The sequence below is a fragment of the Streptomyces avermitilis MA-4680 = NBRC 14893 genome (assembly GCF_000009765.2).
In the GTDB taxonomy this organism is placed as follows: Bacteria; Actinomycetota; Actinomycetes; order Streptomycetales; family Streptomycetaceae; genus Streptomyces; species Streptomyces avermitilis.
This window is the reverse complement of the sequence record NC_003155.5, coordinates 830,899-851,921: the sequence shown is the minus strand read 5'-3', so window position 1 is coordinate 851,921 and position 21,023 is coordinate 830,899. Positions and strand designations below refer to the sequence as shown.

Here is a 21,023-nt window from a genome sequence, read left to right as displayed (position 1 = left end):
AATGCGCCGTGACGCGACGGGCAGGCGGTTCATGCTCTTGCTGCCGCGGGTGAAAGCTGTCCGGCGGGCGCGTGCTTGCCTTTCTGCCGGCGACCTGATGGTGGCTCAGGTGGTGCTGTCTGGGGTTGTTCCGGGTTTCGTGTGGAGGATTTCGCGGGCCTGTTCCGCGGCGCGGGCGATGCTTTCGGAGACGAAGTCGAGGAAGCGGGCGATGTTCTCGAGGCGGATGGCGGCGGGGGTGCCGGGGCCGAGGATGCTGACGCCCTGCCGTGAGGTTTCGACGAGTTGGGCGGTGGAGCGGGCGCTGGCCATCATGGACTGGTACCAGACGTCGTCGTCGACGACGTAGCGCTCTCGGCGGCGTTCGTCGCGTTCCCGGCGGACGAGGCCCTGGCTCTCCAGGAACGCGATCGCTTTGGAAATGGACGCCGGGCTGACCTGAAGGCGCTGGGCGAGTTCGGACGCGGTGAGGCTGCCCGCGTCGGTGGTGAAGAGACAGGCCAGCACCCGGGACATCATCTTGGGCGCGCCCGAAGCCATGATGACGGTGGTGAACACCTCCTCGTACTCGCGCACCGCTTCCTCGTCGCGTCCGTAGGGCTGCGGGGGCGCCTTCGGGTCCCGGGGCGCGGCCTGCCTGCGCCGGTGGGCGCGGTGTTCGGTGGCGCGGTGGGCGAGGTCGGCGCGGTAGGCGGTGGGGCCGCCGTTGCGCATCACCTCACGCGTGACCGTCGAGGTCGGACGGTCGATGCCTCGGGCGATCTCCGCGTAGGCGAGGCCGTCGGCCAGTCCCAGCGCGATCTGCTGGCGTTCCTCCTGGGTGAGTCTGCCTCCCGGCATCACGGTCTCCTTCGTCGGTCTGCGATGTCCCCCACTATAGCGTTCACTCTCAATTCATTGCAACGATCCCCAGGCGAGGGTGTTGCGTTAGGCGTGAGGTCATTGCAACAAGTTTTGAGTGTTGACCTGCGATGATGAAAATCTTGCGCAATGACTCTGTTGCCAGAACCTTGAATGCAACGTAGCGTTTCTGCCGTTGGAAAAGCGGGCCGCAAGGGCGCGCAACACAGAACAAGGAGCACACGATGCAGAAGTTCGACACCCCCGCCCCGGTCTCCGCCGTCGTCGACATCCCCGCGGGACGCATCCAGTTCATTGCCGCCGACCGGGCCGACACCACCATCGAGGTCCTGCCCGCGAACGCCGCCAAGAGCCGCGATGTGAAGGCAGCCGAAGAGATCACGGTCTCCTACAGCGACGGCGTCCTGCGGATCGGGGCCCCGCAGGCCAAGAACCGGGCCCTCGGACACTCCGGATCCGTCGAGGTCACCGTCCAGCTGCCCGCCGGCTCCCACATCGAGGCGAAGGCGGCCGCCGCCGAATTCCGCGGCGTCGGACGACTCGGTGACGTCGTCTTCGCGGGCGGCTACCGCTCGGTCAAGCTCGACGAGGCCGCAAGCGCCCGCCTCACCGGCCTCGACGCCGACATCACGGTCGGCCGCCTGAACGGGCCCGGCGAGATCAGCACCCAGAAGGGCGACCTGAACATCGCCGAGGCCGCCCGCGGCACGCTCACGCTGAGCACCCAGATGGGCGACATCGTCGTCGGTGCCGCCCGCGGAGTCTCCGCCGCCCTGGACGCCGGCACCTCCTACGGCCGGATCAACAACACGCTCCAGAACACCGACGGGGCGGCCGCCGGCCTGACCATCCACGCGACCACCGCCCACGGCGACATCACCGCCCGCAGCCTCTGACCCACGGCGACACCACCGCCGGCGGTCCCTGAACAGGAGCATCCCTCATGACCAACCTGGCCATCGCGGCGAACGGGCTGCGCAAGTCCTACGGCGACAAGACCGTCCTCGACGGCATCGATCTGAGCATCCCGGCCGGGTCGGTGTTCGCGCTGCTCGGGCCCAACGGTGCCGGCAAGACCACCGCCGTGAAGATCCTGTCCACGCTCATCACCGCCGACGGCGGGCAGGCCCAGGTCGCGGGCCACGACCTGGCCGCAGAGGCACATGCCGTGCGGGCCGCGATCGGTGTCACCGGGCAGTTCTCCGCCGTCGACGGGCTGATCACCGGCGAGGAGAACATGCTCCTCATGGCAGACCTGCACCACCTGCCCAAGTCCGAGGGACAGCGCGTCACCGCGGAACTCCTGGAACGCTTCGACCTGGTGGAAGCCGCAAAGAAGCCCGCTTCCACCTACTCCGGCGGCATGAAGCGCCGCCTGGACATCGCGATGACCCTGGTCGGCAGCCCGCGGATCATCTTCCTCGACGAACCGACCACCGGCCTCGACCCCCGCTCCCGCCACAACATGTGGCAGATCATCCGCGAGCTCGTCACGGGCGGCGTCACCGTCTTCCTCACCACCCAGTACCTCGAAGAAGCCGACGAACTCGCCGACCGCATCGCCGTATTGAGCGACGGGAAGATCGCCGCCCAGGGCACCGCCGACGAGCTGAAGCGGATCGTCCCCGGCGGACACGTCCGCCTCCGCTTCACCGACCCGGCCGCCTACCAGTCCGCCGCCTCGGCACTGCGCGAGGGCACCCGCGACGACGAAGCGCTGTCGCTGCAGATCCCCAGCGACGGCAGCCAGCGCGCACTGCGCTCCCTCCTCGACCAGCTGGACGCCGCCGGCATCGAGGCCGACGAGCTGACCGTGCACACCCCCGACCTCGACGACGTCTTCTTCGCTCTCACCGGCTCCACCACCGTGCCCGCCCAGCCGAACCAGCCCAAGGAGGCTGTCCGATGAGCTCCTTCTCCCTCGCGGTACGCGACTCCTCCACGATGCTGCGCCGCAACCTCCTGCACGCCCGCCGCTATCCGTCGCTCACCCTGAACCTGCTGCTCACTCCGGTCATGCTGTTGCTGCTGTTCGTGTACATCTTCGGCGACACCATGAGCGGCGGCGCGGGCCGCTCCGCCTACATCGCCTACATCGTCCCCGGCATCCTGTTGATGACCATCGGCTCCACCACGATCGGCACCGCCGTCTCGGTCTCCACCGACATGAACGAAGGCATCATCGCCCGCTTCCGCACCATGGCCATCCACCGCAGCTCCGTGCTGTTCGGGCACGTCGCCGGCAGCGTGCTGCAAGCGATCATGAGCGTGGTCCTCGTCGGGGCCGTCGGCGTCGCCATGGGCTTCCGCTCCACGGATGCCACCGTCCTGGAATGGCTGGCAGCATTCGGGTTGCTCGCGCTGTTCGCCCTGGCGTTCACCTGGATCGCAGTCGGCATGGGCCTGGGCAGCCCCAACGCCGAAGCCGCCAGCAACAACGCCATGCCGCTGATCCTGCTGCCCCTCATCTCCAGCGCCTTCGTCCCGCTGGACTCCATGCCCGGCTGGTTCCAGCCGATCGCCGAGTACCAGCCCTTCACCCCCGCCATCGAGACCCTGCGCGGACTCCTGCTGGGCACCGAGATCGGCAACAACTGGTGGATCGCCCTCGCCTGGTGCCTGGGCCTGACCGTCCTCGGCCACCGCTGGTCGAAGGCGCAGTTCAACCGCGACCCCAAATAGCCGACATGACAGCGCGGGCCACCTCCCGCCACTCGTCCCGCCCCAGGGCGGCGTACACCGACCCGCGTCGGCGTACGCCGCCCTGTTCGTGTGAAAGGACGACTCCTTCCCGCCACTTGATCCGTGGTGATCGGCAGCCATCCGGCAGCTGCGGCTCGACGGCATGGTGCCCGCCAGAGGCAGCACTGTGCAGACCATGCGCACGCCCGTTCCTGCTGCGCAACGCCCTTCCGGCTTCCGTGCCGAGGTCCAGGCCGAAGACGCGCTCGCCCGCGGTCGACACCTGATCTCGGGGCCGACACCGCCCGTCTTCGGTTGACCGGTCCGGCCGGGGACGAAGCCGAGCATCGGCTCGCTGACTTTGCCCGGTACTCCGTCTTCCTCGGGCAGGTGCTCACCGACGAAGCGCACCTGCGCCGGATCATGGCCCGCCACAATCCAGGCCGCCAGGGTTGTGGCGGGCAGCGCGACGAGAGCGAGCTCCTGGCCCAGCGCGCCGCACGCATGGGCAGCCTCGCGGTTGCGGCCCTGTGACGTTCTGTTCTCCGCATGCGGCTGCTGGAAGCACCGCCCAGACTGGGAAGGGGCGGAGCGACGAGCGCGGCCACCGGCCGCTGCTCCATTGGAGTCCTCTGCCTGCGAGGTGCGGGGCCCGTGTGCGGGCGCCACTCGCCAGCCGAAGCGTCTGCTCGGTAGCCCTTTGAAGGGAAATCTGATGGCTGATGTACCCAAGATCGCTCTTGCCGCCGCAGTTCTCGGCGGGTATGTCGTGGGCCGGACGAAGAAGGGACGAGTCGCGTTCGCGATGGCGACTTACCTGGCCGGCCGCCGGTTCGGGCTGGAACCACAGCAACTGTTGGCGGAGGGCGTCAAGAGGCTGCGTGAGCTCCCCCAGTTCGCCGACCTCAACGAGCAGCTCCGCGGTGAGGTACTCGAGGCCGGGCGGAAGGCGATGACCACGGCGGCCGACCGCAAACTCGCCGATCTGGCCGACTCCCTGCACCAGCGCACCGAGCGCATGGGCAGCAAGGGCAAGGAGGAGCCGCAGGACGACGAAGAGCCGGAGGAGGGAGACGAGGAAGAGGAAGTGCCGGAGGGCGAAGAGCCCGAAGAAGGAGAGGGGGAGGAAGCCGAGGACGAGTACGAAGAGGACGAGGAAGAAGAACCGGAGGAGGAGCCGGGGGAGGACGAGGAGGAGCCTGAAGGCGAACAGGAGCCGGAGGAAGAAGAGGAGCCGGAGGAAGAAGAGGAGCCGGAGGAAGAAGAGGAGCCGGAAAGGCCCGCTTCCCGGCGTCGCCGCGCAGCTCGGAAGCCGGACGACGACAGCGATGGGGGTTCTCGGCGCGGTCGAGGCGGCGCGCGTCGTCCTGAGAGGGCCGCTGCCCGCAAGGCACCTGCCAAGAAGTCGGCTCCCGCGAAGAAGACGTCAGCGGCGAGGAAGTCCTCGGCTTCGCCGAAGAAGTCCCCTGTGAAGAAGTCCGCAGCCAAGAAGACAGCGGCAAAGAAGGCATCCTCACGGCGGCGGAGGTAGACCCAAGGCCGACACGGCACGTGACGCCGGAGGCGATCAGGGCTCGGAACTGGACCAGCTGCGTGTGGCGTTCAAGAGCCTTTTGGGCGCCCAGGCGGAGAACCCGGCGGAAAGGCCGACGACAAACTGGGTGACATCACCTAGAGTCTGAGCGGCGCCCACTGTGACCAGTCCGCGGGCGCAGAGTTCCTCGACGACGCGCAACATGAGGTCACACTCTTCGAAAGCCAGGTCTCGCGAGGTATCGGGCGCGAGGTGGCTGGCAGCCGGGCTGGAGGAGCTGCGCGCCCGAGGCAGGTGATGGGTCGTCGGCGTTGGCGGTTGTGGGTGCATCACTGCGATATCGGCGGCGAAGTCCCCGCCCTGAATGCGGCAATCGAGTGGGCTGGAGCGTGACGAGGATGAGGCCGTTCGCACCAACCGAGCAGGCAAGGGGCACCCTCGACGCTGGCCAAGACGGTCCTGACCGGAGCGGCGCTGGCGGCCACGGCCTCCAGTCGCGTACTGGGCAAGAAGCTCGAGCTTGCCTCCTCCGACCGTCCCGAGAACGCGGAGAGGGCCGCCGAACACCCCCTCGACACCGACACAGCGCAGCGTCACCTGACGTTCCTCCAGTGGGCAGTCCCCGCGTTGACCGGCGGCCTGCTGATCCTCAACGCCATCTACAACCTCGGGCTGAAGCCCGAGGATTAAGCAGCTCAAGTCCAAGTAGGCGCACCACTTTTGATCCCGGCAGCCCGTTGGCTGCCGGGATCTGTGCTGTCGGTACCCACAACGCGCCCAGCCCGCAGCCAAGCAGAGGCGCTGCGTCGTTCATCCGGAGCGTGCCCTGTCTTCGTCACCCTGTACGGGCGCCGGAGCCTGCTGGGCGTGGCTGCTGTCTGGTCATGCGGCCATGGCTGCCACGTTGTCGTCGTTGATGCGGGGCAGGCCGGGTGTCGAGTCAGCTGGGGCAGAGGCCAGCGGTGGGTGAAGGTAGTGGCCGCCGCCGCAGCCGGGCGCGGGCACTACGGCCATGACGGTCACCGCGGACATGTGTGCCGTTCTTGTCCGGTGACGGTGTTGGCTTTGGCCGGGCGGTCAGGCGGCCCGGACGAGTTGGGCCCGTCCGAACAGCAGGGCGTAGCCGTCGGGGAGTTGCCCGATGATCCGGGCGGTCAGGTCGTCACCGGCGAGGCGGGCGAGGACGCCGAGGACCGTTCCGGTGTCCCAGCGGGTCGTCGCCAGAGTGCCGCCCGTTCGTTCGGCGAGGTCTTTCACGAAGCCCCAGCCGGTCAGTGGCTGGCTGGTGGGGATCTGCGAGGCGAGGAAGCCGGCTGCTTCCCGGGGGAGACGGGCGGCGAGTTCCACGCGCTCGTCACCTGTCAGCTGGCGGCCGAGGGCCTCAAGGACACGGCGTAGGACGTCTTGTGCCTGTCGGCGGGTGGGGTAGGCGCCTTCGTAGCGCACCTTTTCCAGCATCTGGACGAAGGTGACAGTTGTCTTCGGGGCCGAGGGCGCGGTGGGAGAGACGAGGGTCATGAGGCGCGACGACTTTCCTTGCGTGGACTGATTTCCTGCGGTGGACCGGTTTCCTCGCGTGAACCGCATTCCTTGCGAGGACGGGCTTTCCGGCGTGGAGCGAGGGGGCCGGGGCCGCCGGGGCCCAGGGCGGGATCGTGGGCGAATTCGTCCTGGGCCCGGTCGGCGGACTTGCGAGCGGCGGATCAGCCGTCGAGCTCCTGGCGTTCGCCGGTGCTGCGGACGCTGATCTTGCGGGGCTTGGCTCGCTCGGCGATCGGGATACGCAGGGTCAGGACGCCGGCCTCGTAGTCCGCGCAGATGCGCTCGGTGTCGAGCGTGTCGGCCAGGACGAGCTGGCGGGAGAAGACACCCAGAGGCCGTTCGGACAGTTCCGTCTGGGCGCTCTCGGACCTCGGCAGGGGGCGTCGCTCCGCCCTCACGGTGAGCATGTTCCGCTCGACGTCGATGTCGAGCGCGTCGGGGTCGATGCCCGGCAGGTCGAAGGCGATGACGTACTGGTCGCCGTCTCGGTAGGCGTCCATCGGCATCGCGGAAGGCCGGGACCACGTTCCCGGACCCATCAGATGCTGGGCCAGCCGGTCGAGTTCACGGAACGGGTCGGTGCGCATCAACACGGTAAACACCTCCAGATGAGTTCAGGCAGTTGCTGCCAATGCGCTTCACCTGACTCCGTTGTAGCATGTCATCTGAACGACGACAAGCTGCATGTCATCCAACGGATGACGGGCCCATGAACGGCATCGACCTGCGAAGGAGAGGCGATGAGCGACGACAGCACTCCCACACCGGCCTCCTTCACGGCCACGGCCACCGCCATCGAGGCCATCGCCCAGGCCATGCGCACAGCACACACCGCCGACGTCGCCTCCACCGACGACCCCCAGCAGGCCATAGCAGCGCTGCTGCTCCTGCGCGAAGTACGTGAACAGCTGGCCCGCTGGGAGCCCCAACTGATCGAAACGGCCCGCAAGGCCGGCGCCAGCTGGGCCGACCTGGCCCACCCCCTCGGCGTCTCCAGCCGCCAGGCTGCCGAGCGCCGCTACCTGCGCGTGCGTCCCGGTGAAACCGGCACCACCAAGGAACAGCGCGTACAGGCCACCCGCGGCCGACGTGCCGCGGACCGCTCCGTAGCGTCCTGGGCCCATGAACACGCCGCCGCGCTGCGCCAGCTCGCCGGGACCATCACCGCTCTGCCGGATCTTCCCCTCGCCGCGACGGACGCGCTCACGGCTCTGCACACCGCACTCGGGAACAGCGATCCGGCCCAACTCCTGGGTCCCCTCAACGAGGCAGGCCCTCACCTGCGCTCCGCTCATCCCGACCTCGCGGATCGCGTCACCGACATCGGCCGCCACACCCAAGAGGTGCGCGAGAGCGAGCATCGTCAGCGCTCTTCCGGCGGGCCGTGACAGCCCTGACCCTGGTACGAGCTCCTAGAGAGCATCTGATCAAAGTTCAGCCTGTTGCGAGTGGGATGTCTGTTTCGATTCGCGAGGTTGCTGTGGATTCCCCGGTCAGTTCGTGGGACATTTCGTTAGCCATCGCCCAGTGGATCATCGTGCGGGATCTTTGCGGGAGGGCTCGGAGTCCCGCGCCGGGCGGCGGTGCTGCATCGACCAGCCGAAGGTCCGCTCGATCACCCACCGCTTCGGCAGCGGCTCGAACCCTTTGGCGCGCGGCCCCTGCACCACCTCGACATCGCTGCCCAGCCCGGCGCCGTGGTTGAAGATGCTGTTCTGGTAGCCGCCGTCGGCCCAGACCTTGGTCACACTGGGAGGTGCTGCGGCCAGGTCGTCGAGCAGTTGTTTGCCGCCGGTGGTGTCGTGCACGTTCGCGGCAGTGACGAGGACAGCCAGGACCAGACCGGAAACGTGGCGGTGATGAGGTGGCGCTTGCGTCCTTTGATCTTCTTGCCGGCGTCGATGCCCTGGCTGGTCTCGGCGACGTTTGCCGACGTCTTCACGCTCTGCGCGTCCACCACGGCCGCGGTGGGCCCCGCACTGTGGCCTTGCGCCCGCCGGGTCTTGTCGCGTAGCGGGTCGAGGACCTGCTGGGTCGTGCCGTCCGATTCCCACTTCCGCCCGTACCGCAGTGACGTGTCCGACGCCCGCTGGGCTTGGGCCGGACCCGGCACAGCGGCCCGGGTGCACGACCTGCGAGAGATCGTCAACGCGATCCTCTACGTCAACCGCACCGGCATCCCGTGGGAGTACCTGCGGCACGACTTCCCGCCTTTCAAGACCGTCTACGACTATTACGCGGACGAACACTCACACCCCATGCAACAACCACCAACGGCGCCAGTCACAAAGACATCCCAGAACACCAACTACCCAGATCAGAAGCCCCCTTAAAGGTCGGCAGCCGTCTGCAGTGCGCCCGGACGACTCTTGTTCGCGCAGTGACCGTGGCCGCCGGCGAACGCCCCTGGGGGATGGGCGTTCGGTCGGTTGGGGCACCAAGAGCTGCTGGAGTGAGACTGGTCGAGCCGTCGGGTCGGCAGAGGTGACCGACTCCAGGCGTTGTCCATGAATCCCGTTGCTCGCGCGCGCCCCTGGCCCGGCTCTGCGTCCCAGCGGGTGCCCGTGGACAGGCCTTGTGAGGTTGGAGGATGCTGCCCTCGGCACGGCGGCTACGCGGACCGGCCGGCAGTCCGTCGCGGGGGAGGGGTATGCGACAGTCTGCCGGCCGGCGTCGTGCGGGGGTGTCAGATCGTGGGGTCGATGCCCTCAGACTGGCCGCCCTGCCGCTCGCTCTGCTCGCGCAGCTTGCGGGCCTTGTCCTGCAGCTTCTGGCGCTCCTGAGGGTCGGAGGCGCGCTGGGCGGCCTCTTCCATCTCCTGGACCTTCTGCCGCATTTGCTGGGCAGAACCACGGGTAGGGTCTGTTGCGCTCATGATCACTCCTTTGTGAACGGGGAGAGCGGGCCTGACCAGCGAAGCAGTCCCCTCGGGTGCGCGCATCCTGGAGGATCACTGAGTGTGATCCCTGCTGCTACTCGCTTTGGGGTGAGTGTGCGCTTGGCCTTCTTTGTCGCTTCGGTCGCTGCCGGCAGCCCAGGTTGGTGAACGCGGACGGATTCGCTTGGATGGCGGCTGGCCGAGGTCCAGGTCTTTCTCGAGGGCGCCGTGACACGAGCAGTCACAGCTGGCCGGGCGGTGTGCGCCGATGCGGGTTGCGGGGGCTTGGCACTGCACCGATCTGGTCGCCACGACGGCTCTTGTCTCCTGTGTCCCCGTCACAGGGCGAGCGAGTCCGGCCCTCTCGCATGGCGGAGCGTTCGAAGAGCGGGTGCTCAGGAAGAAGCACCGGGGTGTGCAACGTGCCCGGCCAGACGCTCGTGGCTGCTGTCACGCGGGTTGCGGCACGGCCTGCGGCGCCAAGCTGTGCCGCATCACGTGTTCGGCGCCGCCCGCAACGCCGCTCCCCGCGCGATGATCGTCGCCGACGGGTTCAGCTGCCGCACTCGGATCACCCAAGGAGACACAGGACGGCAGGCGATGCATCTGGCCGAGGCCCTGGCGCTCGGCCTCAATGGTCCCGCCCCCGCCGGCCACCCGGAAAAGCTTGCCCCGCGCCCTTCCGTCCGCGTCTGTGACGCCCGGCTGACCGCAGCCGCGGCGCTCGCCACCGCACCGGCCGCCGCGACAGCAGGAACGTACGCGGTCATCCGCCGGCTCCGGCTCTGAGGATTAGCAGCAGTCTTCGTGCTCGCATCACCAACGGATCGGAAGGAACTCGCAGTGTCGATCAAGGTATCCGACTTCATTCAGACCCGGCACGGACGGCACACCAGGACTCGGCCTCCCCCTGCGCCAGCAACTGCCGCCCGCTACCGCGTGACATGAGCCGCCGCCCCACCCCCCTCGAAGCCCGAGCGGGTGGCTTCGGGAAGCAAAGCATGACGGGACGTGTGCCGTGCTGCCGAGGCCTGTGAGGTGCGAGAGCGGAGGGACTATTCGTCGGCGCTGGGTACGGCCAAGGGGTCATGGGGGGCCTTCTTCTTTGCCTCCTCCATCTGCTCGCCGAGTTCGGTGAGGCGGTTGCGGCCCATGGCCTTGCGGACCTCGGGGAACCACTCCTTCTCTTCTTCCTCGACGTGGTGGCGTACGTTCTCGATGAGGACAGTCATCTTGGCGTCGAACCGCTCGTCGGCCGGATCGAGGTTCTTGAGTTCGGACAGCATCCACAGCACGACATGGTGCTCCTCGATGCTTTCCAGGACATGGTCTTTGGTGTCCGGTGCGGCTTCCCGGGCAGCCGGGTAGAAGACTTTCTCCTCGATCCAGGTGTGGGTGGTGAGTTCCTGGATCACCTGGTCGGCGATCTTCCGCTTTTCGGTGTGGGCAGTGTCGCCGGCCTTCTCGAACTGCTTGAACAGCTTCTCCACCGTCTTGTGGTCGTCTTTGAGCAGGACGATCCCGTCCATCAGGTTCTCCTTCACGCCGGTCACTGGGCGGAGCGGCTGTCCGCCCTGACGCCGTGTACCCGATGCAGGGTTGAAAAATCTGTTCACCACAGCGCTGTGGCCCTGACAGGCGACCCCCCTACGCCAAACGCGCGAGTTCCCGGCCCTCCCACCGGAGGACCGGGCCCGACGTGTTCCTGGCAGGTGCGAGCGCTGTGAGGCTGCGCACAGAGCCGGCTGGTGACGTGCTGCTCCCACCGGTGCGGCCAGTGCCGTGCCCGGCCTCGCCGGTGGCGGGCACGGTCAGGAGATCCTCGGGCAGGGTGATCTGTTTCGGTGCCCAGGTGCCGTTGTTGAAGGAGCAGGCCCTCGTCGAAGGAGCAGGTGGTCGTTGAAGGAGCAGGCTCACACGACCTGGCGGTCGGAGCCGATGACCACGGTGGCGATGGCGCCGTCGTCGGTGAGGGCGCCAAGAAGCCCCCGGCGCGCCCGCGCATCAAGGACCCGGCTGCCTCTGGCACCGGGGCCGCGGCGCATGCAGCGGGCTCGCCGGACGGGCTGCTGGGGCACGCCGGGCAGCGTTCAGTGCGAGCCACGCGCTGAGGCTTGTCCCGCAATGACTGACGAGTGAGATGATCTTGGTGTGTCTGGCGTGCCTGGTGTGATCTCAGCGGCGGAGCCTTCGTGGATAGCCCAGTTCACGGGGCCGAGTCCGCGTCCGCGACAGCTCCGGGGGCTGGTGAGCGCACTGCGGCGCGAGGGCGCCGATGTGGTCCGCTGCGGACGGCCCTGGGGCCGCCGTTCCAGGACCGGGTCATGCTGGTCGTAACGTACTGGCGTACCAACTTGACGATGCGCCAGTTGGCACCCCTCTTCGGTGGCTGGAAGTCCGCTGCCGACCAGGTCATCGACCAGCTCGGTCCGCATCTCGCTCTCCAACCCCGCAGACGTTTCCGGAATGACGCTGTGCTGATCGTGGACGGCACTTTGGTGCCCACTCGCGACCGCACGGTGGCCAAGCAGTCCAAGAACTATCGGCACTCCACCAACCATCAGGTGGTCATTGACGCCGACAGTCGCCTGGTCGTCGTGATCGGCCGACCACTACCCCGGTAACCGCGACGACTGCAAGGCATGGGCGGGATCCGGCGCCAAGGCCGCTGTGGGCCACGCGGTCACCATCCCCGACGGTGGCTACCAGGGCACCGGGCTCCTCATCCCTCACCGCCGTGAAAGAGGGAAGCCGAGCTCGTGGCCTGGATAGAGGCGCACAACCGCTCGCACAGGCAAGTCGGCGCCCGTGTCGAGCATGTCTTCGCCCGCATGAAGACCTGGAAGATCCTGCGCGACTGCCGCCTCAATGGCGACGGCGTCCACCACGCCATGCTCGGCATCGCCCGCCTACACAATTTCGCCCTCGCCGGGTAGGACGACGACTGCGCTTACGACTCCTGACAAAAGGAGGTTTCTGGACCTCCGGGAATGACGGCCTGTCAGTTCTCGTTGATGCTGGCAGCATCCTGCGACTATCCAGACGCCTACGACCTGGACGACAGCTGGGCATCGGCTCGGGGATGACCTGCTGGCGACGGCTGCGGGACTGGAACGAGGCCGGGGTGTGGCAGCGCCGGCACGAGCTGCTGCTGTCCGAGCTGCGGGCCGCAGACCTGCTGGACCCCTCCCGCGCAGCGGTCGACCCCGGCCACATCCGCGCGATGAAGTGTGGGCCGGCCGCCGGTCCGTCCCTGGTGGCCGGGGGCAAGGTCGGCAGCAAGCACCACCTGATGGTCGAGGCGCACGGCATCCCGCTCGCGGCAATCACCACCGGCGGCAACCGCAACGACGTCAGCAACTGATCCCGCTGATCCAGGCCGTCCCGCCGATCGGCGGCAAGCGCGGCCAGCCACTGAGCCGCCCCAGGTATCTGTACGCCGACCGCGGCTATGACCACGAGGTCTACCAGGACAGGTCCGCCGGTTCCAGATCACCCCGCGCCTCGCCCGGCGCGGCACCGGGCACGGCTCCGGCCTGGGCGTGTACCGCTGGGTCGCGGAAGGAGCGATCGCGCTGCTGCACTGGTTCCGCCGCCTGCGCATCCGCTGGGAGATCCGCGACGACATCCACCACGCGTTCGTCACCCTCGGCTGCGCCGTCATCTGCCGGCGACGACTGCGCACCGCACTTTGTCGGGAGGAAGGGCGGGCGATCGCTCCAGGGGGGTGGCCTGCTCGATGCGTCAGAACGCGGTCGTAGCAGTCGGGCCGCGCAGCCTCACATCCGGGATCTCAGCACGTCGACCTCACAGCCCGGCGCGAACGGGTCGAAGCCGTGCTCGGTCAGCCAGCGAACCACCAGCAGGCTTCGCAACGACCACCACGCGTGGATCACGTCGAGGTCGATGTCGGTGCCATAGCCGGCGACGACGTCGTCGAGGTGCTCCTCGTGTCCGAGCGTGAAGGTGGCGAGGTCGTACAGGGCATCACCCTGGCCCGCCTCGGACCAGTCGATGATGCCCGTGACCTCGTTGCCCTCGACGAAGACGTGCGCGATCTGCAGGTCGCCGTGCGTGAACGCCGCAGTCCACGGCCGGAGCGCGGCCTCGGCGACCTGGCGGTTGCGGGTGACCAGGTCAGCGGGCAGGAGGCCGTTCGTCACGAGCAACTCGCACTCTGCGTCGAGTTCCGCCGCCAACGCGACGATGCTCCGGCCGGCCCGGCCGGCCCGGGGCGGCAGCGGCGCGTCGTGCAGCTTCCGGATGGCGGTGCCCGCCGCGGCCCACGCCGCCGACGACCCGGTCGACGGCCCGCCGAGGCGCCCAAGCGTCGTCCCCGGGAGTGCGGCGATCGCGAGCACGGGCGGCTTGCGCCACAGGACCTCCGGGGTCGGGACCGGCGCGAGGGACATCGCCTCGACCTCGACGTCGATGCGCGCCTGATCGGCGTCCACCTTCAGAAACACGTCGCCGACGCGCAGGGTCGCGCGCTCGGAATGGGCGACAACGACTTCGACCTCATCCATGGGCGACCAGTATCCCGGGGATGGTCGCCGACGTCGCCGGGTTTGACGCGTGCGATTACGCGGCTGACCGCGTCCCGATACCCGGCGGTCTCGTGCGCGACACCGACTTCTGACCAGGTCAAGTCCACCACTTTTGTGAGGAGTCCTAAGGCGGACCCGCCGAACATGTCGCCGACGGCGGCGGTGTGCGCCGCGGCCACTGCACGCCGGCGTGTTCTGACGCGGCGGCCCGGAACGCCTCCATCAGCGCTGACCCCGGATACGTCCCGAACACTTCATATTTCCGACGGTAGTAGCACGACCAGTAGCTCACCACGCGTCGCTCCGTGCGTGCGAAGAAGTCTGGATTGCGCTCGATGAACTCGCCATAGAGCCTGCGGTCAGCCGACCCCGGGGCAGCGAGGCCGGGAACACCCAGGCCGATCGCGTCAAGGATCTCCAGCACGTACTCGCCGGCCAACTGCACCACGAATGGGACCACCCATGGCTCGCTCGACGCCATGATCTTTTCGAGGTGGCGCTGGCGGACCCTCCCATCACTGTGCCGTGAGTACAGGCAATGCAAGATCATCTGCTGGGTTTCGGTCAGTGGCCGCTCCGAGCCGCCGGTCTCCGGCTCCTCGTTGTAGATCCGGTAGGGGATGGCGACGGTCTCGCCCTGCACCTCAACAACCTCGAATGACTCCGCTGGCGCGAGCCTGGCGTCCGGCATCACCGCCAAGACGCTCTGCACGGCACCGGCAAGACGTGCCGGAAAGGCTGCCACAAGGACATGCGTGACGTTCGACGGATCCTGAGGCGGCTGCATGACCTGAGGGTAGGCGGCGAGCCCTCGCTTCCTCAGCCGCCCGCCTCAACGATGCGGGGCAGGCCTTGGCTGTGGTGTCGCCCGGGCTGGGCACGGGGAACGCGCTGAGCTGCTGGTGCAGCTCGGGGTGGTGGCGGTGACGGTGCTGCCGAATCTGCGGCTGCCGCGGGTGGTCAGCTGAGACGCGGGTGGTCGGCCGAGAGCTGACCCGGACCGGCCGCGCCCGGCACGGCAGCAGGGCCCCGATACGGCAGCAGGGCCCGGACCGCGCGTCGCGGTCCGGGCCCTGCCTCGTGCGGTGCCGCCCTGCGGCGGCGGTGCGTCAGCTCTGTGCGGAGCCGTCGCCCGCCTGCCCGGCGCCCTCAGCTGCGCCTGCCTTCTCGCGCATCTTGCGCACCAGCTCCGCCTTCTGGTCGGCTGCACCCTGGCGGTCGAGGTTCCGGTGCGGACCGTTGTTCTGCCGTTCGGCGCGGGACAGCTTCTTGCGCTGGCCGCCGCCCATGCCCACGGGGTTGTTGATGTTCTTGCTCACGGTCACGGGTTCTCCCGGTAATGGTTTGAAGTGATCTACGGATTCATCGGTGGGGGACGGGCGGCGACGTCGAAGGACGTCAGCAGGGGCCCATCACGCTCTCACTCGTAAATCGGCGTCTGGAAGAACATGACGAAGACGTTACCCGCTTCCGTCGGCCCCGCACACCAACTTTTTCGCCGCCCCGGCGTCGGCCGGGCTGTCGGCGGTGGTGTTCTGGTGTATCCGGACACCGTAGTAAGGGAGTTGAGGCTCACGCGGCAGCCCTCACCGTTTGGTCATGTAACCAGGCGGCCGCCATGAGGGCCTGCATCCTCGTGCGGTCGAACCGGCCGCCCGGCTTGAGTCCGCCCAGCCTGCCGGCTGCCCGTTCAGCTACTGCGAGCGCCATGCCGTCGAATGCGGGATCAACCGCCTCAAGCGCAACTGGGCGGTGGTCACGAGATACGACCAGCTTGCCGTCCGCTACGAGGCGAGTGTGTTGGTCGCCGTCCTGGACGAGTGGCTGTGACCAGCACCTTCACCAAACGCCTAGCCCGCCCCCTCTTCCAGTCCTCGAGCGGTCGACCGCTCGCGTCCCCAGGCGGCCAGCGGCTGGAGTGCGTCGTTGAGGCGCGTGCCGTCCTCGGTCAGCGAGTACTCGACGCGGGGCGGCACCTCGTCGTAGGAGACGCGGTGCACGACGCCGTCCGCTTCCATCTCGCGTAGGTGAGAGGACAGCACCTTCTCGGTGATCCCCGGAAGCAGCCGACGCAGCTCGCCGAAGCGGCAGTGGGGGCGCTCGTGGAGCGCCCAGAGGATCAGCACCTTCCACTTGCCGCCGATCACCTCCATCACGGTGTCGATCCCGCAGACGTGTCCGTCTGGTGCGCCCGGCCGGTTCAGTGTCGTCATGCCCCACCCTCCTGACGTGCTCGCTCACCCCAGGGTAACCACCCACTCCGAAGTGCGTACTTGATCACCCCCGAGCCTGTGACCAGCCTAATCGGCATGACACAGAATGCTGTTGAGAAGACACCCGTCACGATGCTGGGACTCGGCGCGATGGGCACCGCGCTGGCCCGTACCTGGCTTGCCGCCGGCCACCGGCTCACCGTCTGGAACCGCACGCCGGCCCGTGCCGCGGCGCTCGCCGCCGAGGGTGCAAGGGTCGCGGACAGCGCCGCTGAGGCGGTCGCAGCGAACACCCTGGTCATTGTTTGTCTGTTGGACGACTCTTCGGTCGACGAGGTGCTGGCTGGCATCGACCTGGCCGACACGGACCTGGTCAACCTGACCACCAGCACCCCTGCCCAGGCCCGCGCCCGCGCCGAGTGGGCCAACGAACGCGGCGCCCGCTACCTGGACGGCGGGATCATGGCTGTCCCTCCGATGATCGGCGTCCCGGAAGCCGGCAGCTACGTCTTCTGCAGCGGCTCGCGGGAGCTGTTCGAGCGGCACCAGGAGACCCTGGGCATCCCGGCCGGCACCACCTACGTCGGCATGGACGCGGGCTTCGCGGCCCTGCACGACATGGCTCTGCTCAGCGCCATGTACGGGATGTTCGCCGGGGTCGCACACGCCTTTGCCCTGATCCACAAGGAGGACATCGACCCCACGTCACTCGCCCCGATGCTCGCCGACTGGCTCGTCGCTATGGCCCCGGCAGTTCATCAGACCGCCGACCATCTGCGGAGCGGCGACTACACCAAGGGTGTCGTCTCCACTCTCGCCATGCAGGTGGCCGGCACGCCGACCTTCCTGAGCACAGCCGAGCAGCAGGGCGTCAGTCCCGAACTGCTCAGCCCTTACTTCGAGCTGATGCGCCGTCGCCTAGCCGAGGGCAGCGGCGAGGAGGACCTCACGGGTGTGATCAACCTGCTGGTGCACTGACCGGCCCCTTGCCGCCCTAGAGGCGACGGTGCTGGTCACAGTCCTCAACGAGTGGCTGTGACCAGCACTTTCACAACATCCCCTAGTCGAAAGACGCGCCCCAAGCCCTCCGCATCGGCGTCTCGATGGCCACCGGTGCCCCGCGGACGAGTGCCGGACGCGTCGGTGGAACGGCTCGTTCCTAAGCGACCGTGAGCACGATCTTGCCCTGGATGTGCCCTCGGGCGGCGCGTTCGTGCGCGGCTCGGGCATCCGCGAGCGCGAACGTGCTGTCGATCGCGACGCGGACCGTGCCCGCGTCGAGCAGGCGTCCCAGTTCGGCGAGCTGCGCGCCGTTCGAGCGGACCTGGGTGCCTGTGACTGTGACGCCCAGCTTCACGGTCTCCTCTTCGTCGAACTCGCCGAAGAACACGGGGAACTGGGAGCCGCCGCGCTTGAGCGTGCGCAGGAATCGCTTGCTGTCGGGGCCACCGACGGCGTCGAGAACGAGGTCGACGTCGTGCACGAGTTCCTCGGGACGGCTCTTGGTGTAGTCGATGAACTCGTCGGCGCCGAGCTCGCGCAGGAACGATTCATGCGCGCCCGACGCCACCGCGATGACACGTGCACCCTTCCATTTCGCCAGCTGCAGCGCGAAGTGCCCCACGCCGCCCGCGGCACCGTTGATGAGCACTGTCATGTTGGCGCCGAGTGGCACCGGACGATGCTGTGCCGCCTGGAAGGGCGACGGGTGATCGTGGCCGAGCTCGATCAGGAACTGCCACGCGGTGAGCCCGGCCATGGGCGCCCCGGCGGCGTGCACGTGATCGATGCCGGCCGGCTTGAGTGCGAGGTCCGACGCAGGCGCGACCACGTACTCGGCATATGTGCTGCCGTCGAAGCTGGGGAAGCGAAGGAGGCCGAAGACTTCATCACCGACGGAGAGACCGTCCACGTCCGCGGCGACGGCTTCGACGACGCCCGACAGGTCCGTCCCCGGAATCACGGGCAAGCTGAACTTGGGCCTCGTCTCCGGAGGCAGGTTGGTCAGCCCGTCGCGCAGGTACCAGTCCGGAGGATTGACGCCGACCGCGTGCACGCGAACGAGCACCTCGCCCGGTCCCGGCTCGGGAATCGGCACCTCGTCGTAACGCAGAACTTCAGGGCCGCCGTGCTCATGGAGCCGGACCGCCCTCATCGTGTGTGTCGGCATCGTTTTCTCCTGCCCGCAGTGCGGCATAGGCTTATTCGGATCAGCGGTCCACATAAGCGGACCACTGATCCGAATATATGGACCACTGATCCGGATAGTCAAGGGGGGCCGATGCGGGCCGACGCCAGGAAGAACCGCGACCACCTGCTCGCGGTAGCGGGCGCCGCCATCACCGAGCAGGGCGTGGACGTGTCGCTGCGCGACATCGCGCGCAGGGCCGAGGTCGGACTCGCGACGCTGCTGCGTCACTTCCCGACACGCGAGGCGCTGCTCGATGCCCTGCTCCACACGAGCTTCGACGAGCTGACCGCCAAGGCGGGCGCCCTGGGTACAGGTCCAGGAACGTACGCAGCAGGGCCAGTTGGCGGTCGAGAGGGCGGGCGATGTCGGCGCCGAGTAGCCACAGCCAGGCGGAACAGGCGAGGTCATGCGGGGGTCAGGAGCGGCCTGGTCGAAGGCGAAGGCGGAGACAGGAAGGCCGTCGACGAAGGCGACGTCGAGCGGGGAGAAACCGTTGTGGCACACCGTCTCCTCGCCGCCCGCGATCGGCGTGTCGGCGGTCGCGTCGTGCAGTCGGCGCAGCAATTGCGCCGCAGCGGTGATCTGGGCGGGCGACCAGTCACGTGCCCGGAAGTCAGTCCGGTTCTCACCGTGCTGAAAGCCGAGGCTCTCGCGGACCTTGGCAGGGCCCCGGTCAAAGGAGTCTCCAGCTCCTGTTCCATGGTGCGTCAGCATAGGCACCCTGCCGGCCCGCCGACCTCACAGTTGGCTGGCCGCCGTGCACTCTGCGCTCCCCGCCATCCCCACAACCATCAACTCGTAATCAACTCAGGAAAGGGGAGCGCCCCTCGTCGTTTACAAGACTCTGTCTGCAGTTCCGCCAAGATCGCGATCACAGGGTAGGCAGGAGAGGCTGACGAGTCGGTTGGGCATCATCGCTGGATCCTCGGGCGGCCGCTCTCCAAGGCGTCGCGTGCCGCTTGCATGAGCATAGCGAGAGTCCCGTTCGGTGGGAGCAAGCTCAGGCGCAACGGTGTTGCGCATGGGTGCATGTAGCGCCTTGGTGTAGTCATGGGCAGCCTGGCCCGTGTCGTGTGTGTAGGCCAACTCAATGGCCTTCTTCGCCAGCCACAGGTCATGCAGTTTCTCGTCTTGTGGGTCTTCAGGAGCCGACAGGCCAAGTTCTCTGCGATCGAGTATCAGCTCGACTCGTTGCGCGGCAGCCAGGAAGCCCAGGATGGCTTCTTTGCGCTCAGCGCGGACTCCGTCCGTGCGCTGCTGCCGATCGCGTTGACTTCGACGCGGGTTGCCAGATGCTGCCCGACGAGGGCTCCCACGGTCCCGAGAAGGACACCGATCAGGGCGAAAACAGTGCCCCCAGTAACTCCATCCATGACGCACACCCTGGTACATGGACGCCGAGCCGCAGTGGAAGTTCGTGAACACCCAGCGCCACAAGTTTCGTGACTGTCATGGCTGGGTGAGGATGCGGATGCGGAGGAGTTCAAAGGGCGCCCTGCGATACATAGCCCTCTTGAGGGCTTTCACCCGGTTCACATGCCCCTCGACGATCCCCGCACTCCATTGAGCGTTGTTCAACCTGAATTCGCTGGTCATGGGGCTGGCGTGGACGGGGGCTGAGATGCTCGTGCCGGTCGTGGGTGTGATCGGTAGCGGGTGATCATCCGGCACATTCCCGGTTCGCCGGAATCGCGATGCCGGGTCTGGAGTGCCTCGTAGGCTCGGAGGAGAGCCGGGGCCGTTGGCGGCGGGGTTCGGTCAGCCGCTTTCCCGGTAGTTCATGAACCAGTGGGTGTCGAAATAGCGGGCCATCGTGAATGGGTGGTGCGGGTCGATGAGGATGCGGCAGACGAACTTCGCGGCCTGGCAGTCAAAGGGGACGTCCTTGTTGTCAAAGGACCGGACCACGACGGGCCAGCGGTCGGGGTCGTCACCGTCGGCCCTCCAGCAGTACAGGTCCTCGTGTTCAGTGCCCGCCCAGATGAGCAGACCGTCCCTTCTGAGATCCGTCCACGGCTCCTGGTTCAGGTCCAGGTATCCGTCGAAGGCGCCTTCGCCGAACGTCTCGACCATGCGTTTGTAGTCGCTCGGCAGCGCGGTGCCCAGACGCGATTCCACCTCCGCCCAGTCCACGTCCGGCCGCTGGGCGGGCCGTGTCCAGCCGGTGATCCGTATGAGCCGCTCCATCCAGTCGACGTCCTCGTCTTCATCCGGAGCGACCGCCAAGGGTTCTGGCACTTCCCTGTGAGCGACCACCAACACCGGCCGCTCGGCTCCCTTGGCGTCCCGTGCCGTACCCGTGCCGACCCACTGATCCCCGTACGCCCACGCCCTTATCTTCACGGCCCGGTCCTCGAAGGGGACGAGAAGAGCCGCGCCCCTGGACTCGTCGACCGTCGGATCGGTGAAGCCATCGAGGACAAGGGTGCGCGCGGCGCCGTACCTGCCGTCGAGCAGGTCGGTCAGGTCCTGCGGGTCCAGGTCGCTGGGCAGATACATGTAGCTGTCTCCTGGGCCGAGTTGGGCCAGCAGGTCGTTGACGGTCGCTTGCGTGAGCTCCATGGCGGACAGTGAA

General features: G+C 67.8%; 22 protein-coding genes and 4 pseudogenes. 12 read left to right on the top strand and 14 right to left on the bottom strand.

Annotated elements, in window-relative coordinates; translation table 11 throughout:
- Positions 1-105: 105 nt before the first annotated feature.
- Positions 106-840 (bottom strand): GbsR/MarR family transcriptional regulator, encoded by a 735-nt coding sequence (locus tag SAVERM_RS03980; RefSeq protein WP_010982135.1) that lies wholly within the window; start codon positions 838-840, stop codon positions 106-108.
- A gap of 245 nt (positions 841-1,085) precedes the next feature.
- On the opposite strand from SAVERM_RS03980, the gene SAVERM_RS03975 reads away from it, so the two are divergent.
- From SAVERM_RS03975 to SAVERM_RS42660, 5 genes are all read left to right on the top strand, one after another.
- Complete coding sequence (locus SAVERM_RS03975; protein ID WP_010982134.1) at positions 1,086-1,757, top strand: DUF4097 family beta strand repeat-containing protein; 672 nt, start codon at positions 1,086-1,088, stop codon at positions 1,755-1,757.
- Between the two features lie 47 nt (positions 1,758-1,804).
- A complete protein-coding gene (locus tag SAVERM_RS03970; RefSeq protein ID WP_010982133.1) occupies positions 1,805-2,770 on the top strand; it encodes a daunorubicin resistance protein DrrA family ABC transporter ATP-binding protein in 966 nt (321 codons plus the stop codon).
- A complete protein-coding gene (locus tag SAVERM_RS03965) occupies positions 2,767-3,543 on the top strand; it encodes an ABC transporter permease (protein WP_010982132.1) in 777 nt (258 codons plus the stop codon). The genes SAVERM_RS03970 and SAVERM_RS03965 overlap by 4 nt, the downstream gene beginning before the upstream one ends.
- Before the next feature lie 315 nt (positions 3,544-3,858).
- Positions 3,859-4,077, top strand: coding sequence for a hypothetical protein (locus SAVERM_RS03960; protein WP_037651131.1), 219 nt, complete (start codon positions 3,859-3,861; stop codon positions 4,075-4,077).
- Between the two features lie 181 nt (positions 4,078-4,258).
- Positions 4,259-5,074 (top strand): hypothetical protein, encoded by an 816-nt coding sequence (locus SAVERM_RS42660; protein WP_010982131.1) that lies wholly within the window; start codon positions 4,259-4,261, stop codon positions 5,072-5,074.
- Between the two features lie 885 nt (positions 5,075-5,959).
- On the opposite strand, the gene SAVERM_RS42655 is transcribed toward SAVERM_RS42660, so the two are convergent.
- The 3 genes from SAVERM_RS42655 to SAVERM_RS03945 form a co-directional block, all read right to left on the bottom strand.
- Positions 5,960-6,109 carry a hypothetical protein gene (locus SAVERM_RS42655; protein ID WP_154696718.1) on the bottom strand — a complete coding sequence of 50 codons (150 nt, stop codon included), beginning with the start codon at positions 6,107-6,109 and terminating at the stop codon, positions 5,960-5,962.
- Positions 6,110-6,154: 45 nt separating this feature from the next.
- The gene (locus tag SAVERM_RS03950) at positions 6,155-6,595 is read right to left on the bottom strand and encodes a DUF2267 domain-containing protein (protein WP_037651133.1); all 441 of its coding nucleotides are present in this window, start codon (positions 6,593-6,595) and stop codon (positions 6,155-6,157) included.
- A gap of 185 nt (positions 6,596-6,780) precedes the next feature.
- Entirely contained in the window at positions 6,781-7,212 is a 432-nt protein-coding gene (locus SAVERM_RS03945; protein ID WP_010982130.1) for an Hsp20/alpha crystallin family protein, read from the bottom strand.
- Positions 7,213-7,359: 147 nt separating this feature from the next.
- On the opposite strand from SAVERM_RS03945, the gene SAVERM_RS03940 reads away from it, so the two are divergent.
- On the top strand, positions 7,360-8,007 hold the full coding sequence (locus SAVERM_RS03940) for a hypothetical protein (protein WP_010982129.1): 648 nt from the start codon (positions 7,360-7,362) through the stop codon (positions 8,005-8,007).
- 144 nt (positions 8,008-8,151) lie between these two features.
- Here the strand turns inward: SAVERM_RS03940 and SAVERM_RS45810 are convergent, their stop codons facing one another.
- A complete protein-coding gene (locus SAVERM_RS45810; protein ID WP_370628435.1) occupies positions 8,152-8,673 on the bottom strand; it encodes a transposase in 522 nt (173 codons plus the stop codon).
- Between SAVERM_RS45810 and SAVERM_RS45805 the strand changes: the two are divergent.
- A pseudogene (locus SAVERM_RS45805) lies at positions 8,656-8,859 on the top strand (transposase); the annotation flags it as partial. The gene SAVERM_RS45810 and the pseudogene SAVERM_RS45805 sit on opposite strands and share 18 nt — an antisense overlap.
- A gap of 446 nt (positions 8,860-9,305) precedes the next feature.
- Here the strand turns inward: SAVERM_RS45805 and SAVERM_RS03925 are convergent.
- On the bottom strand, positions 9,306-9,494 hold the full coding sequence (locus tag SAVERM_RS03925; protein ID WP_037651134.1) for a DUF6381 family protein: 189 nt from the start codon (positions 9,492-9,494) through the stop codon (positions 9,306-9,308).
- Positions 9,495-9,983: 489 nt separating this feature from the next.
- Between SAVERM_RS03925 and SAVERM_RS43025 the strand changes: the two genes are divergently transcribed.
- Positions 9,984-10,286: a hypothetical protein gene (locus tag SAVERM_RS43025; RefSeq protein WP_137951814.1), complete on the top strand. Its 303-nt coding sequence runs from the start codon at positions 9,984-9,986 to the stop codon at positions 10,284-10,286.
- A 266-nt stretch (positions 10,287-10,552) separates the two neighbouring features.
- Here the strand turns inward: SAVERM_RS43025 and SAVERM_RS03915 are convergent, their stop codons facing one another.
- Together SAVERM_RS03915 and SAVERM_RS42650 are read right to left on the bottom strand one after the other, a co-directional pair.
- Complete coding sequence (locus tag SAVERM_RS03915) at positions 10,553-11,026, bottom strand: hemerythrin domain-containing protein (protein WP_010982125.1); 474 nt, start codon at positions 11,024-11,026, stop codon at positions 10,553-10,555.
- 384 nt (positions 11,027-11,410) lie between these two features.
- Positions 11,411-11,575, bottom strand: coding sequence for a hypothetical protein (locus tag SAVERM_RS42650; protein ID WP_154696717.1), 165 nt, complete (start codon positions 11,573-11,575; stop codon positions 11,411-11,413).
- A gap of 82 nt (positions 11,576-11,657) precedes the next feature.
- Between SAVERM_RS42650 and SAVERM_RS03910 the strand changes: the two are divergent.
- Positions 11,658-12,433, top strand: a pseudogene (locus SAVERM_RS03910) (transposase).
- A 140-nt stretch (positions 12,434-12,573) separates the two neighbouring features.
- A pseudogene (locus SAVERM_RS44380) lies at positions 12,574-13,183 on the top strand (IS5 family transposase); the annotation flags it as partial.
- A 93-nt stretch (positions 13,184-13,276) separates the two neighbouring features.
- On the opposite strand, the gene SAVERM_RS03900 reads toward SAVERM_RS44380, so the two are convergent.
- The 4 genes from SAVERM_RS03900 to SAVERM_RS03885 all read right to left on the bottom strand — a co-directional run bounded on the left by SAVERM_RS03900 (position 13,277) and on the right by SAVERM_RS03885 (position 16,257).
- Positions 13,277-14,023, bottom strand: coding sequence for a phosphotransferase family protein (locus SAVERM_RS03900; protein WP_010982119.1), 747 nt, complete (start codon positions 14,021-14,023; stop codon positions 13,277-13,279).
- Positions 14,024-14,168: 145 nt separating this feature from the next.
- On the bottom strand, positions 14,169-14,831 hold the full coding sequence (locus SAVERM_RS03895; protein ID WP_010982118.1) for a hypothetical protein: 663 nt from the start codon (positions 14,829-14,831) through the stop codon (positions 14,169-14,171).
- 322 nt (positions 14,832-15,153) lie between these two features.
- Positions 15,154-15,369 carry a DUF6243 family protein gene (locus SAVERM_RS03890; protein WP_010982117.1) on the bottom strand — a complete coding sequence of 72 codons (216 nt, stop codon included), beginning with the start codon at positions 15,367-15,369 and terminating at the stop codon, positions 15,154-15,156.
- A gap of 525 nt (positions 15,370-15,894) precedes the next feature.
- Positions 15,895-16,257, bottom strand: a complete 363-nt coding sequence (locus SAVERM_RS03885; protein ID WP_010982116.1) for a winged helix-turn-helix transcriptional regulator — start codon at positions 16,255-16,257, stop codon at positions 15,895-15,897.
- Between the two features lie 96 nt (positions 16,258-16,353).
- On the opposite strand from SAVERM_RS03885, the gene SAVERM_RS03880 reads away from it, so the two are divergent.
- Positions 16,354-17,235: an NAD(P)-dependent oxidoreductase gene (locus tag SAVERM_RS03880; RefSeq protein ID WP_037651136.1), complete on the top strand. Its 882-nt coding sequence runs from the start codon at positions 16,354-16,356 to the stop codon at positions 17,233-17,235.
- A gap of 181 nt (positions 17,236-17,416) precedes the next feature.
- Here SAVERM_RS03880 and SAVERM_RS03875 read toward each other — a convergent pair whose 3' ends face one another.
- Positions 17,417-18,427 carry an NADP-dependent oxidoreductase gene (locus SAVERM_RS03875; RefSeq protein ID WP_174514658.1) on the bottom strand — a complete coding sequence of 337 codons (1,011 nt, stop codon included), beginning with the start codon at positions 18,425-18,427 and terminating at the stop codon, positions 17,417-17,419.
- 111 nt (positions 18,428-18,538) lie between these two features.
- Between SAVERM_RS03875 and SAVERM_RS39605 the strand changes: the two are divergent.
- Positions 18,539-18,760 (top strand): annotated as a pseudogene (locus SAVERM_RS39605) (TetR/AcrR family transcriptional regulator); the annotation flags it as partial.
- Positions 18,761-20,206: 1,446 nt separating this feature from the next.
- Here the strand turns inward: SAVERM_RS39605 and SAVERM_RS03870 are convergent.
- Positions 20,207-21,010 carry an SMI1/KNR4 family protein gene (locus tag SAVERM_RS03870; RefSeq protein ID WP_037651138.1) on the bottom strand — a complete coding sequence of 268 codons (804 nt, stop codon included), beginning with the start codon at positions 21,008-21,010 and terminating at the stop codon, positions 20,207-20,209.
- Positions 21,011-21,023 lie beyond the last annotated feature (13 nt).